Below are 20,976 nucleotides of genomic sequence, written 5' to 3'. Positions count from 1 at the left end.
CGCCCATCGTCGCCGCCTTCCTCGTGGCCAGCAATCTAGGGCTGATTTTTCTCCTGATGAGCGTGCCGCTTGGTTTGCGCACAATCAGGCTCAGCCGCACGGTCGCGGCCGACCGGCAGCGTCTGTGGCAGGCGCTGTGGCCGCTCGGGAGCAATGCCGGCTGGTCCGGCGAAATCCTCTCGGCAGAGATGCTGGGCGAGGAGTGGTCCGCACCAGAATGTCCTGGGAGGGCCGGGACGGCCTGCCGATCGAACGCAAGGCCCTGCTCGAGAATGTCGTGCATGGCAGGTGCTTTTCGATGCGCGTCATCGAGGACACGGCGCTCGATCCGTCTTTCTGGGCGCATTATTGGGAAACCGCGCAGTTGGTCTCGATTGGCGAGGCCACCCGGGTTACGCTCACCCAGACCGACCGTTACCGCGGCGTGGCCTTCCTGGCGTTCCGCTATTTCGCCATGCGCCGCGAACTCGCCAAGCTGGATGGCTGGGCCAGGACAGGGCGGTATCGCAAGGGCGGCTGGTTCGAACATCCGCTGAGCCAGCTCGGCTTCGCCGCTCTCTCGGCATTCATCCTGTGGCCGTTCTTCGGGCTTCACCGCGGCGGGCTTGCTCTGGCCGCGATCCTGACTTCCGTTGTCGCCCTGCACGAGCTCGGCCACATGGCGGCATTCCGCCTGATGGGCCATCGCAGGGCGCGCATGATCTTCATCCCGCTGCTCGGCGGCCTCGCCATTGGCGGCCGGCCCTATGACAGCCGTTTCGAAGTTGCGTTCGTGGCGCTGATGGGCGCCGGGTTCTCTGCTTTCCTGGTGCCGTTGGCGATGATGGGCAGCACGTTTGCAAGCGCGGAAGGGCACTGGCTTGCCGCGACATTGCTGGCGACACTGGCGGGCTGTGCTGCCCTGTTCAACATCGCCAATCTGGTGCCGGTGTGGAAATTCGATGGCGGCCAGGTGCTGCGCCAGATCTGCCCGGGGCCGGTCGCGCTGGCGCTGGCCTCCTTCTTCCTGCTCTCGGCGTTCCTGGCGCTTGGCTGGCGGGCCGGCTTTTCCATCGGCTTTCTGCTCGCGGCCGGCGCGGTCTTTGCAATCCTCAGCCTTCTGACAGCGGGCAGCGGGGTGAGGCCGCGCCACGAACTGAAGCCGATCCGCACGGCCGACCGTTTCGTCATCGCCGGCGCGCTGCTGGCGGTGTTCGTCATCCACGGTTATGGAGTGCTCTGGGCGTCGGCACGGCTGATCTGAGCTGTCCGGGAAGCGTTCAGCCGGCCTCGCGGGCTGTTTCCAAGGGCAAGGCCGTAGCCGGGCCGAAGATATCCTCGAACGCTGATTTCAGCGCCAGATCGAGATCGGCCATCGTCACCGGCAGCCCGAGATCGACGAGGCTGGTGACGCCGTGGTCCTGCACGCCGCACGGCACGATACCACTGAAATGGCCGAGGTCCGGCTCGACATTGATGGCGATGCCGTGAAAACTCACCCAGCGCCTGAGCCGAATACCTATTGCCGCGATCTTGTCCTCCGCGGCAGAGCCGTCCGGCAGGGCAGGGCGATCGGGCCGCACCACCCAGACGCCGACGCGATCCTCACGGCGCTCGCCATTGACGTTGAAGGCGGCGAGCGTGCCGATGATCCATTGTTCGAGGGCGGCGACGAAGGCGCGCACATCCTCCCGGCGGCGTTTCAGGTCGAGCATGACGTAGGCGACGCGCTGGCCCGGCCCATGATAGGTGTATTCGCCGCCGCGGCCGGCCGAAAACACCGGGAACCGGTTGGCGTCGATCAGGTCCTCGCTGCGCGCACTCGTGCCGGCGGTATAGAGCGGCGGATGCTCGACCAGCCAGACCATCTCGCCGGCGGCCCCGCTGCGGATCGCTTCGGCGCGCGCCTCCATGAAGGCAAGCGCCTCGGGGTAGGCGGTGAGGCCGGGCTCGATCGCCCATTCGACGGGCGCCGAACCGGGCAAAGGCAGGAACGACGTGGCGATCTGGCTGCGTTCTGGCATGGGATGTCTCTTGTTGTACTCCATATGGCGATATCGGGCCGAAACGTCCAGTTCGCGGTGCATTTTGGCGCTTTGATCCGTTATGGCAATTCCCAGCGATTAAATGCTCGGGGCGCACTTGTTTCGCCGGAAACGATTTGCTACACGCCGCGAGCCGGTCGGTTCCGGCTCCTACCACGTGCGGTCGTGGCGGAATTGGTAGACGCGCAGCGTTGAGGTCGCTGTGGGGCAACCCGTGGAAGTTCGAGTCTTCTCGACCGCACCATTCTCTCTCCCCAGAATCTGATTTGTAGCGGCACCTCCAGCCCTACGGACACCGCGCATTTCGTTTGATATTCCCGCGCGTTACGCCAGTTTCTTTTTGAGCGTCGGATTTTCCCGAAACCGGTTTCCACTTTCGGGTCCGATGTTCTAGACCTGAGATGCACCTTTTCCAGGATTGCAATGGCGGGAGGCGCTGGTGGAAGGCCAGGACGAACGGACGACCGGCGCTGGGGTCGCTGACGAACACCGCGCCGACATCTACGGTGAGGACGGCGCTGTCCTTTCGTCCTTTCTCGCCCAGATCGGCGCGGCGATCGCCGACCGCGATACGCTCACGCTCAAGCGTGAGGTCGACGACCTGCACCAGTCGGAAATGGGCGACCTGATCGAGGCGCTGCATCCCGACCAGCGGCGCGCCCTTGTCGAGCTTTTGGGGGCCGACTTCGATTTTTCCGCGCTGACCGAGGTCGACGAGGCGATCCGCATGGACATCGTCGACAATCTGCCCAACGCGCAGATTGCCCAGGCGGTGCAGGAACTCGATTCCGACGACGCGGTCTACATCCTCGAGGATCTCGAACCGGAGGACCAGGACGAGATCCTGTCGCAGCTGCCGTTTACCGAGCGCATCAGGCTACGTCGCTCGCTCGACTACCCCGAGGAGACCGCCGGGCGGCGCATGCAGACGGAGTTCGTCGCGGTGCCGCCGTTCTGGACGGTCGGCCAGACCATCGACTACATGCGCGAGGACAAGAACCTTCCCGACCGCTTCAGCCAGATCTTCGTCATCGACCCGAGCTTCAAGCTGCTTGGCGCCATAGACCTCGACCAGATCCTGCGCACCAAGCGCTCGGTCAAGGTCGAGGAGGTCATGCATGAGACGCGGCACGCCATTCCGGCCACGATGGACCAGGAAGAGGCCGCGCGGGAGTTCGAGCAATATGACCTTCTGTCCGCCGCCGTCGTCGACGAGAACGAGCGGCTGGTCGGCGTGCTGACCATCGACGACGTCGTCGACGTCATCCAGCAGGAAGCCGAGGAAGATCTCCTGCGCATGGGCGGCGTCGGCGACGAAGAGCTTTCCGACAGCATCTTTTCGACCTCGCGTTCGCGTGTGCCATGGCTGCTTGTCAATCTCCTGACCGCCTTCCTTGCGGCATCGGTGATCGGCCTGTTCGACCACACGATCGAGCGCATTGTGGCGCTCGCCGTGCTGATGCCGATCGTGGCCGGGATGGGCGGCAATGCCGGTTCGCAGACCATGACCGTCACCGTGCGGGCGCTGGCGACAAGGGATCTCGACATCTACAATGCCGGCCGCATCATTCGCCGCGAGATAGGCGTGGGCTTCATCAACGGCATCGTTTTCGCCATATTGATCGGCATCGTAGCCGCCGTCTGGTTCCGCGATGCCAATCTGGGCGGCATCATCGCCGCGGCCATGATCATCAACATGTTCGTTGCGGCCCTTGCCGGCATCCTGATCCCGCTGCTGCTCGACCGCTTCAAGGTCGATCCCGCGGTCGCTTCGGCGGTCTTTGTCACCACGGTCACCGACGTCGTTGGTTTCTTCGCTTTTCTGGGCCTTGCCACGTGGTGGTTCGGCGTCCATTGATCCGGCTCAATTGACTTTTACGTAAATGCCGTGCGAGGCTCGGCGACAGGCAGACTGCGGCCGATTCCGGCAGGTCTGCCGCGGACGGAGAGCAGCAGTCGCCAATCTCCGGCTATGGGGCGAGAATGCGGGAATATTATTCGATCACCGAGCTGACGCGCGAATTCGACGTCTCGACGCGGACGCTGCGGTTCTACGAGGACGAGGGACTGGTGCAGCCGGTGCGGCGGGGCCGCACGCGGCTGTTTCGTCCATCCGACCGACACTTGATCCGGCAGATCATGCGCGGAAAACGGCTCGGCTTCTCGATCAACGAGATCCGCGAAATCATCCAGATGTACAAGGAACCGCCCGGCGAGGTCGGCCAGCTCAAGCTGATGATCAAGCGCATCGAGGAAAAGCGCGAGGATCTGAGGCAAAAGCGCCGCGACCTCGAGGAGACATTGGCCGAACTCGACCAGGCCGAGGAATCCTGCGTCGAGCGGCTGGTGGAGCTCGGGGTTAATACGTAGCGGACCGCGTTTGAGCGGCCATGGCAAACATTCGAGATTAGCCGAGCCCTCCGAACTTCATCCTAGGGTCTGCGCTGCGTCGCTGCGCTCCTTGCTTCGCCCAGGATGACGACGGAATGGACGTTTCGGCTAATGGCCGAAGTGCGATTCACGGCGGAAACCATGGCGCGGATCAAATCCAGCGCCGCACTCTTTTGGCATAGTCGCGGTATTTTTTGCCGAACTTTGCCGACAGCATCTTTTCTTCCTTTTCCACCGCGACCTTCTGCGTGACGAAGGCGGCGACGAAGGCGAGCGGCAGGAACCAGACGATCCCGGAGATGAAGGCGACGCCAATCAACAGCAGCGTGTTGGCGAGGTACATCGGATTGCGGGTGACGCCGAAAGGACCCGTGGTGACGAGATGGTCCGGGACGGCGTTGGGGTTGAGCGTGGTCTTGGCCCGCGTCATGGTGCGGATGGCGGTGAACCAGAGTGCGGCGACGCCGAACAGCGCCACCCAGCCGGCCGCGTAGAGGAGGTCGCCCAGGAGGTCGCCGATCCAGGGCAGGGGAAAGAGCAGGCCGAGCGCGATACTGATGGCGATGGCGGCGATGTAGATCAGCGGCGGCCACGGTATCAGCCCAGGTTTGGGCGGGGTCTCGGTCATTCGACACCTTCCTCCGTCATCTTGCTGTCGGTCTGGGCCGTGCAGGTGCCGGCGAGATCCGCCAGATGCGCTCTCCATTCGGCGGTCTGGTCGTTCTTGTAGAGCCGATCAAGCGTTGCCTCGCCCTCCAGCGTGTCCAGCATGCACCCACAATAGCTCGAACAGAACTTGCTGTCGCGCTGCTGCTCGCACGAGATCTGGCAGGTCTTGAGAAAGTTCACCTGCGGGGTTTCGACCTTGGCCGGCATTACTTGCGAGAACAACCAGACACTGCCGATCAGCAGCGGCTGGTGAATCAGGTAGAAGGCCAGGCTGTGCCGGCCGATGAAGCCCAGCGGGTTGGACCAGCGCCCGGGTGCCACATCTGCCAGGCGCGCCACGGCGCCGAAGCCGGAGGCAAGCTTGGTCGCTCCGAGGCCCACAAGCACCGCACCGAACCACGGGAACAGCGGGACATAGTCGTTGGAGTGTGGGTTGACCGCGGAAAGGCCGACCCACCACAGCCAGGGGTGATCGAACGATTCCAGCCGAAAATAGAAGGGAATGGCGATGACCGCCGCGGCGATCGGCAGTGTGAGCAGCGCCGGCAGGCGCAGGAATGCCAGCCCGAGCAGGCTCGCCAGCGCGATCTGGTGCAGGATGCCGAAGAAGATCCACCCGTCCGGCGTGGCGATACGGGTGGCGACCGAAATGGCGATCGCCGCTCCGGCGACCATGGCGAAGCGTCTCCAGAAGCCGTTCCAGCGGATCTCTTTGCCATGGGCGAGATACAGGCTGACGCCGACCAGGAACAGGAAGGTCGAGGCGATGCAGCGAGCATAGAACTTCCACCAGCCGAAGGCGGTCAGGCCGGGATCGGTGTAGCCGAAGAATTCCAGGTCCCAGGTGAAATGGTAGCTCGCCATGGCGATCAGCGCGATGCCGCGCAGCATGTCGACGGCGACGATGCGCTTGGTCTTCGGCAACTCCGCGGCGGGCATGGTCGGCGTCTGGATGCTCATGGTCTCGCGATCTGATTCAGCCCCGCACGAGGACTATCACGGTTACGCCGGACAAAAGAAGGCCGTGAGCTTCGATACGGACGATCAGCCGGCGCTGCATCAGGCACCCCTTTAGGCCAGCACCGGAAAGCCTTTGACCGGCTTCGTTTTAACCGGGGCACGTCGGTTTCCTGTTACCGGTCGCGAAATGATGGCCGCAGATTTGGCTGGTGATTCTGCTTTGGGGAAGCAATGTCCACGCATGTGCGCCATCCGATCTGGCTACCGGCCCTCAAGGCCGCGGATGCCCGCACCTTCGCCTCGCTCTACGCGGTCGAATCCTTCGCTCGCGCCACGGTGTCGAGCGTCATCCCGATCCAGGCCTACGAGATCCTCCACAACGAGCAGATCGTCTCGATCCTCTACACCATAGTGGCGATGCTCGGCCTGTCCGTGACCTTGTTCATGCCGATGCTGATCCAGCGTTTCGCGCGGCGCTGGGTCTACACGGCGGGCGCCTGCCTGCTGGCGATCGGCTCGCTGTTCTTCGTCACGCATACGCTCGCCGGGCAATTGGCCGGCATGCTGTGCCGTGTCATGGGCGCCAGCGCGCTGTCGATCACGCTCAACCTCTACATCATGGACCACATCCGCAAGACCGATTTCATGCAGGCCGAATCGCTGCGCATGGCGTGGTCGATGTTTGCCTGGACGGGTGGGCCGACGCTCGGCATCTTTCTCTACACACGCTTCGGCATCTATGCCGCGCATGGCGCGGTCGCCGTATTCGCCTTGGCCCTGCTGGCGTTGTTCTGGACCTACCGGCTCGGCGACAATCCCTCGATCCGGCCGGGCAAGACGCGCCCGGTCAACCCGCTAGCCAATATCGGCCGCTTCGTCGCGCAGCCGAGGCTGAGGCTGGCCTGGCTGATCGCCTTCGGCCGCTCCTGCTTCTGGACGACATTTTTCGTCTATGGCCCGCTGTTCATGGTCATCACCGGTGAGGGCGAACTTGCCGGCGGCATTCTGGTTTCGGCAGGCAACGCGCTTTTGTTCATGGCGATTTTCTGGGGCAAGGCCGGCAAGCGCTTCGGCGGCCGCAGGACCATGACTTTTGCCTATTTCGCCATGTCGGTGGTGCTGCTGGCGGCGGGTGCCGTCGGCGAAAGCGCGCCGCTCGTCACCGGCGCCTTCCTGCTGTGCGGCGCCTTCTTCACCATCGCGCTCGACGCGCTGGGCTCGACCGCCTTCATGCGCTCGGTCCGCTCTTATGAGCGGGCGCAGATGGCTGCGGTCTACCGCACTTATCTCGACTTTTCCGAACTGACGCCGCCGCTGGTCTACTCGGTGGTGCTGGCCTTTTTCGGACTGGGCTCGGTTTTCGTCACGCTCGGCCTGCTTGCGGCGGTCTGCGGTTATGTCACCTGGCGGTATCTGCCGAAGTCGCTGTGAAGCTTACGGCGCAAGCGCAGCATGTCGTTCGCGTACCCAATCGTGGAAGCGGTGGAGGTCGTACTCCTCCGGCATCAGCACGCCGGCCTTATGGCGCATGGAGCGCAGCCCTTTCTGGTTGACCTCGCAGATCGCGGCATCCTCCTCCAGCACCTGGGTGCCGAATCCGACGATGTTGTCGATATCGGTCGCGGCGAGCGCCTCGGGCGCGAACAGCCATTCGGCGGTCAATTCGGTCTGCTCTGGTCCGAGCGGCGCCAGCCGCACGGTTCTGACATAGTCGACATGACCGACGATGAACATCGAGGGCAGGCTGGTGACGTAGGTCTGGCCGGCGGCGTGCTCAGCCGGTGTCAGGCCGGCGAAGACCGGCCCGTGCGTCCGCCCATCGCGCGACCATGTTTCGGCCCCGGCGCGCAGCCCGCCGGAAAACTCCGGCGCGTCGTTGTCAGCGTGGAGGGTCCATTCGGGATCGTCGTGGCGGCTCATCAGGCCGCGGCCATAGATCGGCACCAGCCGCGACAGGTCCTTGTGGACGCCAGGACAATGAAGGCACTCGTTGAAGTTCTCCCAAAAGACCTTCCAATTGCAGTTCATCACCTTGCGCAGCGCATGGCCGGTGACCAGCGCCTCCAGCGGCCAACTGCCAAGATTGCCGGAGGCGGGGTCGAAGGAGGCCTGCGCCGAGCCGGCCGCATCCTTTTGCAGGTTGATGAACACGAAGCCGCGCCACACCGAAAGTGCGACGCCATAAAGCGGATGATCGGCCTTGTCGAAGCCGTCCGGCAGCGATTTCGACGGCACGCGCACGAGGTCGCCGCGAAGCGAATAGGACCAGGCGTGGTAAGGGCAGGTGATCAGTCGCGCCTTCAGTCGGCCCTCGCTCACCTGGCAGAGCTGCGAGCCGCGATGCCGGCAAGTGTTGTGGAAAGCGCGCAACTCGCCGGTTTCGTCGCGCAGCAAGACGATCTCCTGTGTGCCGACGCGGAAGGTGCGGAAATCCAGGGGGTGGGCCAGCTCGGCCTCGCGGCAGACGAGCAGCCAGCTCCGATACCAGATGGCGTCGAGATCCTGTTGATAGGCGCCTGCATCCCAATAGGCCGCCGACGGCAACGTCGCTTCCGCCCGGGTCAAACCATTGTGGGATGCGGGGTTGCTCGAGCTGGGCTGCATGGCTGGCTTCCTGTGATGCGCGCAAGCCGACACCTGGCCGGCAAGATTGTCAATTGGGGCATCGGCGGTTCCAGGACAGCACGGCGTATTCGCGATGGTTGCTGGCGGAATTTGGTTTGCCGCGAGCGCCGATTCTGCCTATAGTCCAGTCTGTCGTCGGTTCCGTTTGGAACCAAGAGGGAATGCGGTGCGGGCTGACCTGTCGCCCAAAGCCGTCGCTGCCCCCGCAACTGTGTGCGGTAGTCCTCTCCATATGCCACTGAAGATTTTCTTCGGGAAGGTGGGGAAGGGCGCTGATCCGCGAGCCAGGAGACCTGCCGGCGACAGGAAACTGACTTCGATGCCCTCGGGTGGAGGGTGAAAGGACAAGGCATGAATACCGCTTCCGTCTCTCTCGGCGCCTCCGTCTCCTCGCAATCGCGCCTCATGCAGCTTGCGCTCGCGGCGCTGCTCGGCCTTTTCGTTGTCGGCTTTGTCGGGTTCTCGCATATCGATGCGGTCCACAATGCCGCCCACGACTATCGCCACTCGATGGCGTTTCCCTGCCACTGATAGGGATTTGACATCATGAACCTGTTTCGCAACGTCGTGTTCATCGCGGCGATCGCAGGGCTCGTGGCAGGTGTCGTTCTCGCCTGCATGCAGGCCTATGCCACCGTGCCGTTGATCCTGAAGGCGGAAGTCTACGAACAGGCCGGCGGCGGCCACCACCACGACCATACCGCACCGGCCCCGACCGACAACAACGCCATGAACTCTGCCGCCCCGGCGGGCAATGCCATGAGCTCCGCCGCGCCGGCAGCCGCTGAAGCTGTTCCGGCTGAAGAGGAAGGCTGGGCGCCGGCCGACGGCTTCGAGCGCTTCGCCTTCAGCGTGCTTGCCAACATCGTCACCGGCATCGGCTTCGCGCTGGTTCTGGTCGCGGTTTCGGAATTCGCGGGCGGCATCGGCAATTGGCGCCAGGGCGCGTTCTGGGGCCTGGCCGGCTTTGCCGTATTCACGCTGGCACCCGGCCTTGGCCTGCCGCCGGAACTGCCGGCGATGCCGGCGGCCGACCTGACGGCACGCCAGATCTGGTGGTGGGCCACCGTGGCGGCGACCGCGGCCGGCATCGGCCTGATCGCCTTCCGCAAGTCGCTGCCGCTTGCGGTCCTTGCCGTCTTGCTGATCATCGCGCCGCATATTGTTGGCGCGCCGCAGCCCGACAGTTTCGAGACTCTGATCCCGGAAGGACTGCACCATCAGTTCGTGGTGGCGGTGACAGTGACCAACCTGGTGTTCTGGTTGGTGCTCGGCGTCGCCGTCGGCGTGGTGCGCGGGCGCTTCACCGGCACGGCGAGCAGCCTGCGCGACAGCTTTGCCTGATCGCGGCAAGCTGACTTTCATCATTGGCGGCGCGCGCTCCGGCAAGAGCGCGCACGCCGAGACGCTGACGATGGCCCTGCCACCGCCCTGGGCCTATATCGCCACGGCGCAAGCCTATGATGACGAGATGAGGGAGCGTATCGCATTGCACCGGTCGCGGCGCGGTAAAGGCTGGACGACCATCGACGCATCGCTTGACCTTGTCGGAGCGCTGGAAGCCTTGCCGGCCAACCAACCGGTGCTGGTCGACTGCCTGACGCTGTGGCTGACCAATCACATGCTTGCCGAACATGACCTCGAGCTCGAATGCCGCCGGTTGGCGGAGGTGCTGTCGCGGCCGCGAGGACCATGCTTCGTGGTGTCCAATGAAGTCGGCTTGGGCATCGTGCCGGACAACGCGCTGGCGCGCCGGTTCCGCGACGCGGCTGGCCGGCTCAACCAGCAGGTCGCGGCGATTGCCGATAATGTCCTGTTGATGGTGGCGGGGCTGCCCCTCAAGGTGAAATGAGATGACCGGTATCGAAGACAGGGATGCGGAACGCCACCGCGCCAAGATGGCCAAGCGCAAGGCAGTGCAGGATGCCGAGGTGGCAAGCAAGACGGTCGAGAAGGGGTTGCTGATCGTCAACACCGGTCCTGGCAAGGGCAAGACGACGGCCGCCTTCGGTTTGGCGCTGCGCATGCTGGGCCATGGCAAGCGTGTCGGCGTCGTCCAATTCATCAAGGGCAAATGGCACACCGGGGAGAAGGATGCTTTTGCTGCTTTCGGCGACCGCGTCGTCTGGCATGCGATGGGCGAGGGCTTTACCTGGGAGACGCAGGATCTGAAGCGCGATATCGCCGCCGCCGAAGCTGCGTGGGGAAAGGCGCTGGAGTTGATCGCCGATGCATCGATCAGCCTGGTCGTGCTCGACGAACTCAACATCGCGCTGCGCTACGATTATCTCGACCTCGACAAGGTCGTTGCCGCGCTGAAGGCCCGCCGTGAGGATCTGCATGTCGTCGTCACCGGCCGCAATGCCAAGCCGGCTCTGGTCGAAGCGGCCGATCTGGTCACCGAGATGGGGCTGGCCAAGCACCATTTCGCGGCCGGCGTGAAGGCGCAGCAGGGGGTGGAGTTTTGAGAGCTGTTGTCCCCTTTTGTGGATGAGCATTCAAGTCGGGTCGCCAAACGCTTCCAGCAGGGCTCACTTCCTTTCCCTCCGGAGGGAGGAAAGGTGGCGCTGCGAAGCAGCGACGGATTGGGGGAAGGCGGTGATCGAACGCGCGGTCCGCAGACAGGCAGGCGCAACCCGGCGGGTGCGAGAACCGCGACTGCCGAGCTCGTCGACCCCCACTCCGTCTCGGCTTCGCCGAGCCACCTCTCCCCCGATCGACGGGGGAGAGGAAAGGCGCGAACCTGTTGCAGCCCGGCTCCCTTCCTCCCCTTCGGGAGAGAACTCACGGGGGGTGAGATCATGCCAGAATGACGATCGCCGAAACCACGCCGAACAGCGCGATCAACAGGCAGTCGGCGACACGATAAAGTTTCAGCGCCCGCCTTATGTCGATGCTGTCGGCTTCGCGCCGGCCGCCTTCGCCCATGAACGCGTCGTCGACCGTTACGCCGCCATAGCTGCGCGGCCCGGCGAGGGCCAGGCCGAGCCCGCCCGCCATCGCCGCCTCCGGCCAGCCGGCATTGGGCGAGCGGTGCTTTTTCGCGTCGCGCCGCACCGCCTGCCATGCGGCTTTCGCGTCGGCGCCTTTCACCAGGAAAGCCGCCAACGTGATGAGCAACGCCGTCAGCCGCGACGCCGGCAGGTTGATCCAATCGTCGAAGCGTGCGGCTGCCCTGCCGAATGCTTCGTGGCGCGGCGTGCGATGGCCGATCATCGAATCGGCGGTGTTGGCGGCCTTGTAGGCGGCGCCGCCGGCGAGGCCGCCGACGCCCGTCCAGAAGGCGGGGGCAACGATGCCGTCGGAAAAATTCTCGGCCAGGCTCTCGATCGCCGCGCGGCAGACGCCGGCCCTGTCGAGGGTTTCGGGATCGCGGCCGACGATGCGCGAGACGGCGGCGCGGCCCATGTCGAGGCCGCCCGAGTCGAGCGCATCGGCGACGGCCTCGACATGCTCATAAAGGCTCCGCTGCGACAGGAACGATGTTGCCAGAAGGGCGGTGATGAACAGTCCCAGGGGAATGAACCAGAGCAGGATCTGCACGCACAGGCCAATTAGCGCCGGCACCAGCACGATGACCAGAAGCGCCTGGACACCACGTTGGCGACGCAGTGCGTCGGGATCAGTGGCGCGGTTGAGCCTGCGATCGAGAAAGGATATCAGCCAGCCAAACCACGTCACGGGATGGCCGATGGCGCGAAACAGCCAGTCGGGGTAGCCCAGCGCGGATTCGATGGCCAATGACAGGAAAGCGATCAGGACTGACATGAAGCTTCTTGAAGGAGCGGTGGACCATGGTGGAAGTCTCGGCCGGGCAAGGGCGCTTTTCCCCAACGCCCCCCAGCCTTTCGTCGACCTCTCGACCGGAATCAATCCGCACTCCTACCCGCTTTTCGAGCTGCCCGCCACCTCGCTGTCGCGATTGCCGGAAGCGGGGCGGGCGCGTGAGCTGACGGCGATCGCAGCCAGTAGCTATGGTGCGCCCTCGCCAGCCAATGTCGTCGCTGCGCCCGGTACGCAGATCCTGCTGCCGCGCGTGGCATCGCTGGTCGCGCCGGGCAGGGCGCTCGTTCTAGGGCCGACCTATGCCGAACATGCCCGCGCGGCGGCGATCGCGGGGCACGAGGTGACCGAAGTCAGCGATTTCGCTGATCTGGCGAATGCCGACCTTGCCGTCGTGGTCAACCCGAACAACCCGGATGGGCGCATCGTCGAGCGCGACCGGCTGCTGGCGCTGGCCGCCGGTTTGCGCGCCAAGGGCGGGCTGCTGGTCGTCGACGAGGCGTTCATGGATGTCGGCCCGCGCGAACACAGCCTTGCCGGCGATGTCGGCCAGGGCGGCATCGTCGTGCTGCGTTCTTTCGGCAAGTTTTTTGGGCTGGCCGGCCTGCGGCTTGGATTCGCGCTTGCCGATGCGCCGACGGCCCAACGGCTGGAAACGCAATTCGGACCTTGGGCCGTCGCCGGCCCGGCGCTGGAATATGGCATTCGCGCACTTGCCGATATCGGCTGGCAGGACGCGATGCGCGCGTCGCTGGCGGAGGTATCGGCTCGGCTCGACGGGCTGTTCGGTCGTTTCGGCGTGCCTGCCGCGGGCGGCACCACATTGTTCCGCTATCTCAGGCTGTCGGATGCCGCCGGCTTGTTTTCTGTGCTTGGGGAACGCGGCATCCTGCTTCGCCATTTCACCGACCGCCCGCATGTCCTGCGGGCCGGCCTGCCGGGGAACGGGGAGGAGTGGCTGCGGCTTGAATCCGCCCTTGCCGAATGGGCGGCCCGGCGCGAGGATCGAGCGGAAGGTATCAAACCATGATCCATGTCTGCTCGCTGGCAAAGGTCGAGGAAACGGTGGCGAGGACCGGCGCCGAGCGGCTGCTGTCGCTGTTGGCCGCCGGCACCGATGTGCTCCGCCCGGCCTCGATCATGAGGGAAAACCATCTGCACCTGGTCATGCACGACATCGCGGCGGCGCAGGATGGCATGACCATGCCGGGCGAGGAGCATGTGCGCAATCTGCTCGATTTCGCGCGCCGCTGGGACCGCGCAAGGCCGATGGTCGTTCACTGTTATGCCGGCATCAGCCGCTCGACAGCCTCCGCCTATATCATCGCTGCCGCGCTGGCGCCGAAACGCGACGAGGCCGAGCTGGCCCGGACGTTGCGGAGGTTGTCGCCTTCGGCGACGCCCAATCCGCGGCTGATCGCGGTGGCCGACGCGCTGCTTGGTCGAGGCGGCCGCATGATCGCGGCAATCGAAGCGATCGGGCGCGGCGCCGATGCCTTTGAAGGCAACCCGTTCGAACTGAGGATCGACGGCTAGAGGCTACTTCAGCCAATCGGCGAGCTTCGCCTTGCGTACGTCCCTAAGCAGGCTGACGAAACCATCAGCCTGATGTTCCGCTGTCAGCCGACCTTTTTCAGCCGTGGCAATGCTGGCGTCGCCGACCACGCCGTTCGGGTTGAGATCGCTGGCGATCCAGGCGAAGGCGTGGGTGCCGGTGTGCCGCAGCAGCGCGAATTCCTTCTCGGCCTTGGCGACATTGGACACGAAATTGTCGGCCCTGGCCATGTCGACGAGATCCGGCCGGAAATGCAGCATCAGCGAGGTCTCGACGTCGCCGCCATGGATGCCGTGGCGGTCCTCGAGTTCGGTGTACATGCCGGCCGGGCGGCCGAAGCGTTGCCAACTGGTCTTCACCGCCAGCATCTTTTCGCGCACCCGCAATTCGCGCGTGACGATGCCCATGATCTCCTCGTTGCCGCCATGCGAGTTGACGACGACCAGCTTGCGCACGCCTGCCCGCGCAATCGACACGCCAAGCTCGGTCCAGGCGTCCGCCAGCGTCGTTGCCGGCAAAGTAAGCGTGCCCGGCGCGTGAAGATGCTCGTTCGATTTGCCCACCGCCTGGACCGGAAGGATGCGGATGTCGAGATCGTCGGGCAGGCGGGCGATCACCGTGTCGAGCATGCCGTTCATGATCGAGGTGTCGGTCGAGACAGGCAGATGCGGTCCATGCTGCTCGATCGCCGCCACCGGCAGCACGGCGATCGTCGCTTCGGGATCGATCGAGGCATATTCGGTGGTCCGATAGTCACCCCACCACACACGTCTTTTTGCTACGGTCATGTCATGCCTCTTCGATGAACGGTGAGACCTAGCGCGAGATACACGGCGTGTCGATCACCCGGCCGCGATGGCCTCGACCTCGACCTTGAATTCAGGCCGGGCAAATCCGCTGACGATCATCAGGGTCGAGGCCGGCGCGGGGTTCGAAAAAAGCCGGTCGCGAACATCCATATAGGGTCTCAGATGCGCGCGGTCGGTGGCATAGGCGTTGATGCGAACGATATCGCCGAGCCCCAGCCCCGCCTCGCCGAGGATCGCGGCGATGTTCTTGAAGCAAAGCTCGGCCTGGGCGCCGGCGTCTTCGGGGATCTGGTCGTCCGCCGTGATCGCGACCTGGCCTGAACACAACACCAGCCGCTTGCCCGGGGGCACTTCGACGCCGTGACTGTAGCGGGCAAAAGGCGGCTTGATCGACTTCGGGGTGAGGAACTTGAACATGGCAATCTCCTGGATACCGCCAGCCTAAGACTGGATTCATCACAGCTTCAAGATGGCGGTGCATGTCGCCGGTGCGATTGTGGACAGGCGTTTAAAAAATAGGCACGATGCCTCCGGTGCAGCACGACCTTTCCGGCGTTCGCAGATGGCTGTGGTGCAGGCGGGCGGGTCCCGGCGCGAGACGCCGGTGGCATGTGTCTTGCTTCTTGAATCTCTGGTGTCGAGCCTGGCGCGTGGCGCGCCGGAGCAAACAAAGGGTGGTGGTGTCGATGTACGGAAAACTGAAGATGTCGGTAGCGGCGGTGGCCGTGCTTGCGGCGAGCACGCTTGGTGCCGCGGCAAATGAAAAAGTCACCTTCGGCACCAACTGGCTGGCCGAGCCGGAACATGGCGGCTACTACCAGGCCGTGGCCGACGGCACCTATGCCGCCTGCGGCCTCGACGTCACCATCATGCAGGGCGGCCCGCAGGTCAGCGGCCGGCCGATGCTCCTGGCCGGCAAGATCGATTTCTACATGGGCGGCAACCTGCTGTCGGCCTTCGACGCCGTCCAGCAAGGCATTCCGATGCGCGTGGTGGCGGCCGATTTCCAGAAGGATCCGCAGGTCATCATGTCCCATCCCGGCGAGGGGCTGGACAAATGGGAGGACCTGAAGAACGCCGAGCAGTACATTCTGGGTGACGAGGGCGCGCAGACCTTCTTCCAGTGGATGATCATCGAACTCGGCTTCGACGCGGCCAAGCGCGTGCCCTACACCTACAACACTGCTCCCTTCCTCGCCAACAACAAGTCGATCCAGCAAGGCTATGTCACCTCCGAGCCGTTCGCGGTCAAAAAGGAAGGCGGCTTCGTGCCCAACCAGTTCCTGCTCGCCGACTATGGCTGGGACACCTATTCGACGACGATCGAGGTGATGCAGGACACGATCGACAAGAAGCCGGAGGTGGTCCAGTGCTTCGTCGATGGCTCGGCCAAGGGCTGGTACAAATATCTCTACGGCGACAACAAGGCCGCCAACGACATGATCAAGAAAGACAATCCTGACATGACGGATGAGCAGATCGCTTTCTCGATCGAGCAGATGAAGAAGTTCGGCCTGGCCGATTCCGGCGACACCGAGAAGCTCGGCATCGGCGCCATGAACGAGGCGCGGATCAAGAGTTTTTACGACAAGATGGTCAAGGCCAAGGTCACGCCCGCCGGCATCGACATCACGAAAGCCTACACGCTGGCCTTCGTCAACAAGGGCGTCGGGCTCGAGCTGAAGAAATAGGCCGTCCCAGCATGATGCGGGAACAGGTAGCGCAGGCGCCGGCGAACGGGTCCGACACGGCTCCGGCATTGTTGGCGCTGCGGGGCGTCGGCAAGGTCTTTTCCAATGGCGTGACGGCGCTCGCCGACGTCGACCTGACGATCCGGGAAGGGGATTTCCTCAGCCTGCTCGGGCCGTCCGGCTGCGGCAAGTCGACGGCGCTGCGGCTGATCGCCGGCCTGTCAACGCCGACCTCCGGCATGCTCGACTGGCGTGCGGGCGGTTCGCTCGACCGCTCGAACATCGGCTTCGTGTTCCAGGAGCCGACATTGCTGCCCTGGGCCAGCGTCTTCGACAATGTCTGGCTGCCGCTCAGGCTGAAGGGCGTCAGCCGCGCCAAGGCGGCACCGGTGGTGACCGAGATGCTGGCAAGGGTTCATCTCACCGGCTTCGAGAACGCCGTGCCGCGCGAATTGTCGGGCGGCATGAAGATGCGCGTCTCGATCGCACGGGCCCTGGTGACCAAGCCGCGCGTGCTTTTGATGGATGAGCCGTTCGCGGCCCTCGACGAAATCACTCGCTTCAAGCTCAACAACGATCTGCTGGAGTTGTGGCAGGACGAGCGCTTCACCGTCGTCTTCGTCACGCATAGCGTCTTCGAAAGCGTGTTTTTGTCCAACAGGGTTGTCGTGATGGCGGCGCGGCCAGGCAGGATCTTCGACGAGCTTGCCATTGATGCGGCCTATCCGCGCGACGAGGCCTTTCGCACCTCACCCGATTATGCGGCGCTGTGCCGGCAGACGTCCGACGTGCTGGTCAAGGCCATCAACTCAATTGCAGGCTCGCATCATGACGGCCATTGACGGTGCATTGAAACTCGACCCCGAGGAAGCACGCCGCGCGCGCCAGGAGCGGCTCGAGCGGATCGGCCGCTGGGTTCTGCCGCTGGCGATCATGATCCTGGCGATCTGGCTGTGGGACCGTATCTGCGTGTGGAATGAAATTCCGCAATACATCCTGCCGCGTCCCGGTGTGGTGCTGGCAACGCTCTACAACGACGCCGGCCTGCTGTTCTCCGCACTGCTGGTCACCTTGCGCATCACCTTCCTCAGTCTGCTCCTTGCCGTCATCGGCGGCGTCGGGCTGGCGGTGCTGTTCGCGCAGTCGAAATGGGTGGAGATGTCGTTCTTTCCCTTCGCCATCGTGCTGCAGGTGACGCCGATCGTGGCCATCTTCCCGCTGATCAACATCTATGTCGACAACCAGACGACCAAGCTTCTGCTCTGCGCCTGGATTGTCGCCTTCTTTCCGATCCTCTCCAACACCACCCTCGGCCTGAACTCGGTCGACCGCAATCTGCGCGACCTGTTCAAGCTCAACGGCGCAACGCGCTGGCAGCAATTGCGCTATCTCAGGCTGCCGGCGGCGATGCCGTATTTTCTCGGCGGGCTGAAGATCGCCGGCGGCCTGTCGCTGATCGGCGCGGTGGTGGCCGAGTTCGTCGCCGGCGCCACCGGCCAGTCTTCGGGCCTCGCCTCGCGCATCATCGAGGCCGGCTACCGGCTGAACGCGCCCAGGCTGTTCGCGGCGCTGTTCCTGATCTCGCTGACCGGCATCCTGATCTTCCTCGTGCTGTCGCTGATTTCGCATCTCATCTTACGGCGCTGGCACGAGAGCGCGCTGAAGCAGGAGCGGTAGCGCCTTGATTCCGAACACAGGTTCATACCGGCTCGCCAACGCACGCGTTCATCGGTCCGTCACGCCTGGCCTTGCCGCGCCCTTCGACGGCGACGGTTTCGCACTTGCCGACATCGCGGTGGGCGACGGCAAGATTTCCAGCATTGCTGTTCCTGGCAGATCGAACGCACCTGCCGATGAGATCCACCTCGGCGGGCGGATTCTGCTGCCGTGCTTCATCGATTGCCACACCCATATCGACAAGGGCCATATCTGGCCGCGAAAACCCAATCCTGACGGCACTTTCATCGGGGCGCTGAATGCCACAGGTGCCGACCGCACTGACCGCTGGAGTGCCGAGGACGTGGCGCGGCGCATGGATTTCTCGCTGCGCTGCGCCTACGCGCATGGCACCAAAGCACTGCGCACGCATCTGGACAGTGTCCCGCCGCAGGAGGAAATCTCCTGGCCGGTGTTCGAGACGATGCGCGAGAGGTGGCGCGGCCGCATCGAGTTGCAGGGCGCCTGCCTGATTGGCGTCGAGGGCGTGCGCGACAAGAATTGGTTCGACAGGCTGGCCAAAAGGGTGGCCGCCGCCAAGGGCGTGCTTGGCGTCGTCACCTACATGGTGCCGGATCTGGAAGAACTGCTCGACCATGTCTTCTCCCAAGCCGTCAAGCATGGCCTCGATCTCGATTTCCATGCCGACGAGACCGACGACGTCGCGGCGATCTCGCTGAAGAAGATCGCCGAGGCGTCGCTGTGGAGCGGCTTCGAGGGCAAGATCCTCGTCGGCCACTGCTGTTCGCTGGCGCGCCAGCCGGACCTCGAGGTGCTGGACACGCTGGACAAGGTGGCGAAAGCCGGGCTGGCGATCGTCTCGCTGCCGATGTGCAATCTCTATCTGCAGGACCGGCGGCGCGATCAAACCACGCCGCGCTGGCGTGGGGTGACGCTGCTGCACGAGATGAAGGCGAGGGGCATTCCGATCGCGGTCGCTTCCGACAATACCCGCGATCCGTTCTATGCCTATGGCGATCTCGACATGCTGGAGGTCTACCGCATGGCGACGCGCATCCTGCATTTCGATCATCCGGTCGCCGATTGGCCGCAGGCCGTCACGGCAACGCCGGCTGATGTGATGCGGCTCGATGGTTTCGGCACGCTTGCCGCCGGCGGGGATGCCGATTTCATTGTCTTCAAGGGCCGCAGCTGGACGGAATTGCTGTCGCGGCCCGAATCGGATCGCATCGTCGTGCGCGCCGGGCGCGCAATCGACCGGCAATTGCCCGACTATGCCGAACTCGACGAGCTGATGGTGGACTGATGGATATCGCCGCGCTGAAACGCGATCTCGACGGGATAAAACTCGACGACAATCCGGCCATCGTCCAGCAGAAAAGCCGCGATTTCTACTGGTACAGCCCGGTGCTGAAGCAGCAGCTCGATCACGTCACCGGCGATCTTGTCGTGACGCCCAAGAACGAGGCCGAGCTGATCCGCGTGCTCGCCGCCTGCCACCGGCATGGCGTGCCAGTGACGCCGCGCGGCAGCGGCACAGGCAATTACGGCCAGGCGATGCCGCTCTCGGGCGGCGTCGTGCTCAATCTCGCCGAGATGAACGAGATCAAGTCGATCGCGCCGGGGCGTGTGGTGACCGGGCCGGGCGCGGTGCTGGCCGACATCGACAAGGCAACGCGGGCGCATTCAGGGCAGGAACTGCGGCTCTCACCCTCGACCTACAACACCGCCTCGATCGGCGGCTTCATCGCCGGCGGTTCGGGCGGCGTCGGTTCGATCAATTTCGGCGGCTTGCGTGATTTCGGCAATGTGCTGCGCCTGCGCGTGGTAACCATGGAGGCCGAGCCGAGGGCGCTCGAACTCACCGGCGAGGATCTGCACAAGGTGACCCACGCCTACGGCACCAACGGCATCATCATGGAAGTCGAAATGCCGCTGACCGCGGCCTATGAGTGGATCGACATCATTGTCGGCTTCGACGCCTTCATGAATGCGGCGCGCTACGCCAACGCGCTGGCCTGCCAGGACGGCATCCTGACCAAGCTGATCACGCCGATCGCGGCACCGGTGCCGCAGCTCTATTTCAAACGGCACCAGAAATTCCTGAAGGATGGGCAGAGCATCTGCGTCGTCATGGTGGCGCGGCATGGGCTGGACGCCTTTCTCGCTTTCACGCGGCGGGCTGGAGGCGAGGTGGTCTTCAATGCCGCGACGGCGACGCCAGAGGAGAAAAAGGGCCTGCCGCCGGCCTATGAGCTGGCCTGGAATCACACGACGCTCAGGGCGCTGCGAATCGACCCCGACATCACCTATCTGCAGTCGCTCTATCCCTTTCCCAACCAGCTGGCGCTGGTCGAGAAGATGGACGCGATGTTTCCGGGCGAAGTGTTCTCGCATCTGGAGTTCGTGCGGCTGGATGGCAACATCACCTGCTTCGGCCTGCCGCTGGTCAAGTTCACCACCGAGGCGCGGCTCGACGAGATCATCCGCTTGCATGAGGAGAATGGCTGCCCGATCTTCAACCCGCATCGTTACACGCTGGAAGAGGGCGGCATGAAGCAGACCGATGCGGTGCAACTCGCCTTCAAGCGCCAGACCGATCCGCAAGGACTGCTCAATCCCGGCAAGATGATCGCCTGGGAAAACCCGGATTATGATTACCGTTCGGGACGAACTTTTCTGTTCAAGGGGCTGCAGAGGACGGGATGAGGAGAGGTTCGCGCTTGAACACCCCCCTCTGGCCTTCCGGCCCGGGCCCTTCGCTGTCGCTTCGGGCGTTCGTCGCTCGGAAA

22 protein-coding genes, 1 tRNA gene and 1 riboswitch are annotated in these 20,976 nt (G+C 64.2%); of the genes, 16 read left to right on the top strand and 7 right to left on the bottom strand.

What is annotated here, in order from left to right; all coding sequences use genetic code 11:
* Positions 1-202: 202 nt before the first annotated feature.
* The gene (locus tag LB545_RS13440; protein WP_224705216.1) at positions 203-1,243 is read left to right on the top strand and encodes a site-2 protease family protein; all 1,041 of its coding nucleotides are present in this window, start codon (positions 203-205) and stop codon (positions 1,241-1,243) included.
* A gap of 16 nt (positions 1,244-1,259) precedes the next feature.
* Here the strand turns inward: LB545_RS13440 and lipB are convergent, their stop codons facing one another.
* On the bottom strand, positions 1,260-2,003 hold the full coding sequence (lipB, locus tag LB545_RS13435; RefSeq protein ID WP_140670243.1) for a lipoyl(octanoyl) transferase LipB: 744 nt from the start codon (positions 2,001-2,003) through the stop codon (positions 1,260-1,262).
* A 180-nt stretch (positions 2,004-2,183) separates the two neighbouring features.
* Between lipB and LB545_RS13430 the strand changes: the two genes are divergently transcribed.
* The 3 genes from LB545_RS13430 to LB545_RS13420 all read left to right on the top strand — a co-directional run bounded on the left by LB545_RS13430 (position 2,184) and on the right by LB545_RS13420 (position 4,394).
* Positions 2,184-2,268: transfer RNA gene (locus LB545_RS13430), tRNA-Leu, on the top strand.
* 195 nt (positions 2,269-2,463) lie between these two features.
* Complete coding sequence (mgtE, locus tag LB545_RS13425) at positions 2,464-3,882, top strand: magnesium transporter (RefSeq protein ID WP_140495597.1); 1,419 nt, start codon at positions 2,464-2,466, stop codon at positions 3,880-3,882.
* Between the two features lie 125 nt (positions 3,883-4,007).
* Complete coding sequence (locus tag LB545_RS13420; RefSeq protein WP_006203215.1) at positions 4,008-4,394, top strand: MerR family transcriptional regulator; 387 nt, start codon at positions 4,008-4,010, stop codon at positions 4,392-4,394.
* Positions 4,395-4,566: 172 nt separating this feature from the next.
* Here the strand turns inward: LB545_RS13420 and LB545_RS13415 are convergent, their stop codons facing one another.
* Positions 4,567-5,043, bottom strand: a complete 477-nt coding sequence (locus LB545_RS13415; protein WP_140664606.1) for a methyltransferase family protein — start codon at positions 5,041-5,043, stop codon at positions 4,567-4,569.
* Positions 5,040-6,044, bottom strand: coding sequence for a DUF1624 domain-containing protein (locus LB545_RS13410; RefSeq protein WP_140664603.1), 1,005 nt, complete (start codon positions 6,042-6,044; stop codon positions 5,040-5,042). The genes LB545_RS13415 and LB545_RS13410 overlap by 4 nt, the downstream gene beginning before the upstream one ends.
* Before the next feature lie 231 nt (positions 6,045-6,275).
* Here LB545_RS13410 and LB545_RS13405 point away from each other — a divergent pair, with 231 nt between their 5' ends.
* A complete protein-coding gene (locus LB545_RS13405; protein WP_140495600.1) occupies positions 6,276-7,475 on the top strand; it encodes an MFS transporter in 1,200 nt (399 codons plus the stop codon).
* A 3-nt stretch (positions 7,476-7,478) separates the two neighbouring features.
* Here LB545_RS13405 and LB545_RS13400 read toward each other — a convergent pair whose 3' ends face one another.
* Entirely contained in the window at positions 7,479-8,648 is a 1,170-nt protein-coding gene (locus LB545_RS13400; protein WP_140579844.1) for an aromatic ring-hydroxylating oxygenase subunit alpha, read from the bottom strand.
* Positions 8,649-8,788: 140 nt separating this feature from the next.
* Positions 8,789-8,985: riboswitch (cobalamin riboswitch) on the top strand.
* Between the two features lie 35 nt (positions 8,986-9,020).
* Between LB545_RS13400 and LB545_RS13395 the strand changes: the two genes are divergently transcribed.
* The 4 genes from LB545_RS13395 to cobO are packed head-to-tail and all read left to right on the top strand — an operon-like array spanning position 9,021 to position 11,137.
* Positions 9,021-9,200 carry a CbtB domain-containing protein gene (locus tag LB545_RS13395; RefSeq protein ID WP_140579843.1) on the top strand — a complete coding sequence of 60 codons (180 nt, stop codon included), beginning with the start codon at positions 9,021-9,023 and terminating at the stop codon, positions 9,198-9,200.
* Between the two features lie 15 nt (positions 9,201-9,215).
* Positions 9,216-10,013, top strand: a complete 798-nt coding sequence (locus LB545_RS13390; RefSeq protein ID WP_224705214.1) for a CbtA family protein — start codon at positions 9,216-9,218, stop codon at positions 10,011-10,013.
* Positions 10,006-10,521 carry a bifunctional adenosylcobinamide kinase/adenosylcobinamide-phosphate guanylyltransferase gene (gene cobU, locus LB545_RS13385; RefSeq protein WP_224705211.1) on the top strand — a complete coding sequence of 172 codons (516 nt, stop codon included), beginning with the start codon at positions 10,006-10,008 and terminating at the stop codon, positions 10,519-10,521. The genes LB545_RS13390 and cobU overlap by 8 nt, the downstream gene beginning before the upstream one ends.
* A 1-nt stretch (position 10,522) precedes the next feature.
* Positions 10,523-11,137 (top strand): cob(I)yrinic acid a,c-diamide adenosyltransferase, encoded by a 615-nt coding sequence (cobO, locus tag LB545_RS13380; protein WP_224705210.1) that lies wholly within the window; start codon positions 10,523-10,525, stop codon positions 11,135-11,137.
* Between the two features lie 331 nt (positions 11,138-11,468).
* Here cobO and cbiB read toward each other — a convergent pair whose 3' ends face one another.
* Positions 11,469-12,437, bottom strand: a complete 969-nt coding sequence (cbiB, locus tag LB545_RS13375) for an adenosylcobinamide-phosphate synthase CbiB (RefSeq protein ID WP_140521134.1) — start codon at positions 12,435-12,437, stop codon at positions 11,469-11,471.
* Here cbiB and cobD point away from each other — a divergent pair.
* Complete coding sequence (gene cobD / locus LB545_RS13370; protein ID WP_140521133.1) at positions 12,436-13,482, top strand: threonine-phosphate decarboxylase CobD; 1,047 nt, start codon at positions 12,436-12,438, stop codon at positions 13,480-13,482. The two genes, cbiB and cobD, sit on opposite strands and share 2 nt — an antisense overlap.
* Positions 13,479-13,988: a tyrosine phosphatase family protein gene (locus tag LB545_RS13365; protein WP_140495608.1), complete on the top strand. Its 510-nt coding sequence runs from the start codon at positions 13,479-13,481 to the stop codon at positions 13,986-13,988. Before cobD ends, LB545_RS13365 begins: the two co-directional genes overlap by 4 nt.
* A 3-nt stretch (positions 13,989-13,991) precedes the next feature.
* On the opposite strand, the gene LB545_RS13360 is transcribed toward LB545_RS13365, so the two are convergent.
* Positions 13,992-14,795, bottom strand: coding sequence for a creatininase family protein (locus LB545_RS13360; RefSeq protein WP_140495609.1), 804 nt, complete (start codon positions 14,793-14,795; stop codon positions 13,992-13,994).
* Between the two features lie 54 nt (positions 14,796-14,849).
* Positions 14,850-15,233 (bottom strand): RidA family protein, encoded by a 384-nt coding sequence (locus LB545_RS13355; RefSeq protein ID WP_140521132.1) that lies wholly within the window; start codon positions 15,231-15,233, stop codon positions 14,850-14,852.
* 269 nt (positions 15,234-15,502) lie between these two features.
* Here LB545_RS13355 and LB545_RS13350 point away from each other — a divergent pair, with 269 nt between their 5' ends.
* Genes LB545_RS13350 through LB545_RS13330 form a run of 5 tightly spaced genes read left to right on the top strand, consistent with a single transcriptional unit; the run spans position 15,503 to position 20,893 of the window.
* Positions 15,503-16,507 (top strand): ABC transporter substrate-binding protein, encoded by a 1,005-nt coding sequence (locus LB545_RS13350; protein WP_140521131.1) that lies wholly within the window; start codon positions 15,503-15,505, stop codon positions 16,505-16,507.
* An 11-nt stretch (positions 16,508-16,518) separates the two neighbouring features.
* Entirely contained in the window at positions 16,519-17,349 is an 831-nt protein-coding gene (locus LB545_RS13345; protein WP_140495612.1) for an ABC transporter ATP-binding protein, read from the top strand.
* Positions 17,336-18,184, top strand: coding sequence for an ABC transporter permease (locus LB545_RS13340; RefSeq protein WP_140495613.1), 849 nt, complete (start codon positions 17,336-17,338; stop codon positions 18,182-18,184). Before LB545_RS13345 ends, LB545_RS13340 begins: the two co-directional genes overlap by 14 nt.
* A gap of 4 nt (positions 18,185-18,188) precedes the next feature.
* Positions 18,189-19,490: a cytosine deaminase gene (locus LB545_RS13335; RefSeq protein ID WP_140521130.1), complete on the top strand. Its 1,302-nt coding sequence runs from the start codon at positions 18,189-18,191 to the stop codon at positions 19,488-19,490.
* Positions 19,490-20,893 (top strand): FAD-binding oxidoreductase, encoded by a 1,404-nt coding sequence (locus tag LB545_RS13330; protein ID WP_140521129.1) that lies wholly within the window; start codon positions 19,490-19,492, stop codon positions 20,891-20,893. The genes LB545_RS13335 and LB545_RS13330 overlap by 1 nt, the downstream gene beginning before the upstream one ends.
* Positions 20,894-20,976: the final 83 nt, after the last annotated feature.

The sequence above is a fragment of the Mesorhizobium sp. BR1-1-6 genome (assembly GCF_020165355.1).
Classification (GTDB): domain Bacteria; phylum Pseudomonadota; class Alphaproteobacteria; order Rhizobiales; family Rhizobiaceae; genus Mesorhizobium.
Note: the sequence above shows the minus strand (reverse complement) of the source record. Positions and strands in the feature narration are given on the sequence as shown.

Excerpts from the sequence above, each read along its gene's own strand:
- lipB (WP_140670243.1), bottom strand. The coding sequence starts at position 2,003 with ATGCCAGAACGCAGCCAGATCGCCACGTCGTTCCTGCCTTTGCCCGGT.
- LB545_RS13420 (WP_006203215.1), top strand. The coding sequence starts at position 4,008 with ATGCGGGAATATTATTCGATCACCGAGCTGACGCGCGAATTCGACGTC.
- LB545_RS13415 (WP_140664606.1), bottom strand. The coding sequence starts at position 5,043 with ATGACCGAGACCCCGCCCAAACCTGGGCTGATACCGTGGCCGCCGCTG.
- LB545_RS13410 (WP_140664603.1), bottom strand. The coding sequence starts at position 6,044 with ATGAGCATCCAGACGCCGACCATGCCCGCCGCGGAGTTGCCGAAGACC.
- LB545_RS13405 (WP_140495600.1), top strand. The coding sequence starts at position 6,276 with ATGTCCACGCATGTGCGCCATCCGATCTGGCTACCGGCCCTCAAGGCC.
- LB545_RS13400 (WP_140579844.1), bottom strand. The coding sequence starts at position 8,648 with ATGCAGCCCAGCTCGAGCAACCCCGCATCCCACAATGGTTTGACCCGG.
- LB545_RS13395 (WP_140579843.1), top strand. The coding sequence starts at position 9,021 with ATGAATACCGCTTCCGTCTCTCTCGGCGCCTCCGTCTCCTCGCAATCG.
- LB545_RS13390 (WP_224705214.1), top strand. The coding sequence starts at position 9,216 with ATGAACCTGTTTCGCAACGTCGTGTTCATCGCGGCGATCGCAGGGCTC.
- cobO (WP_224705210.1), top strand. The coding sequence starts at position 10,523 with ATGACCGGTATCGAAGACAGGGATGCGGAACGCCACCGCGCCAAGATG.
- cobD (WP_140521133.1), top strand. The coding sequence starts at position 12,436 with ATGAAGCTTCTTGAAGGAGCGGTGGACCATGGTGGAAGTCTCGGCCGG.
- cbiB (WP_140521134.1), bottom strand. The coding sequence starts at position 12,437 with ATGTCAGTCCTGATCGCTTTCCTGTCATTGGCCATCGAATCCGCGCTG.
- LB545_RS13365 (WP_140495608.1), top strand. The coding sequence starts at position 13,479 with ATGATCCATGTCTGCTCGCTGGCAAAGGTCGAGGAAACGGTGGCGAGG.
- LB545_RS13360 (WP_140495609.1), bottom strand. The coding sequence starts at position 14,795 with ATGACCGTAGCAAAAAGACGTGTGTGGTGGGGTGACTATCGGACCACC.
- LB545_RS13355 (WP_140521132.1), bottom strand. The coding sequence starts at position 15,233 with ATGTTCAAGTTCCTCACCCCGAAGTCGATCAAGCCGCCTTTTGCCCGC.
- LB545_RS13350 (WP_140521131.1), top strand. The coding sequence starts at position 15,503 with ATGTACGGAAAACTGAAGATGTCGGTAGCGGCGGTGGCCGTGCTTGCG.
- LB545_RS13345 (WP_140495612.1), top strand. The coding sequence starts at position 16,519 with ATGATGCGGGAACAGGTAGCGCAGGCGCCGGCGAACGGGTCCGACACG.
- LB545_RS13340 (WP_140495613.1), top strand. The coding sequence starts at position 17,336 with ATGACGGCCATTGACGGTGCATTGAAACTCGACCCCGAGGAAGCACGC.
- LB545_RS13330 (WP_140521129.1), top strand. The coding sequence starts at position 19,490 with ATGGATATCGCCGCGCTGAAACGCGATCTCGACGGGATAAAACTCGAC.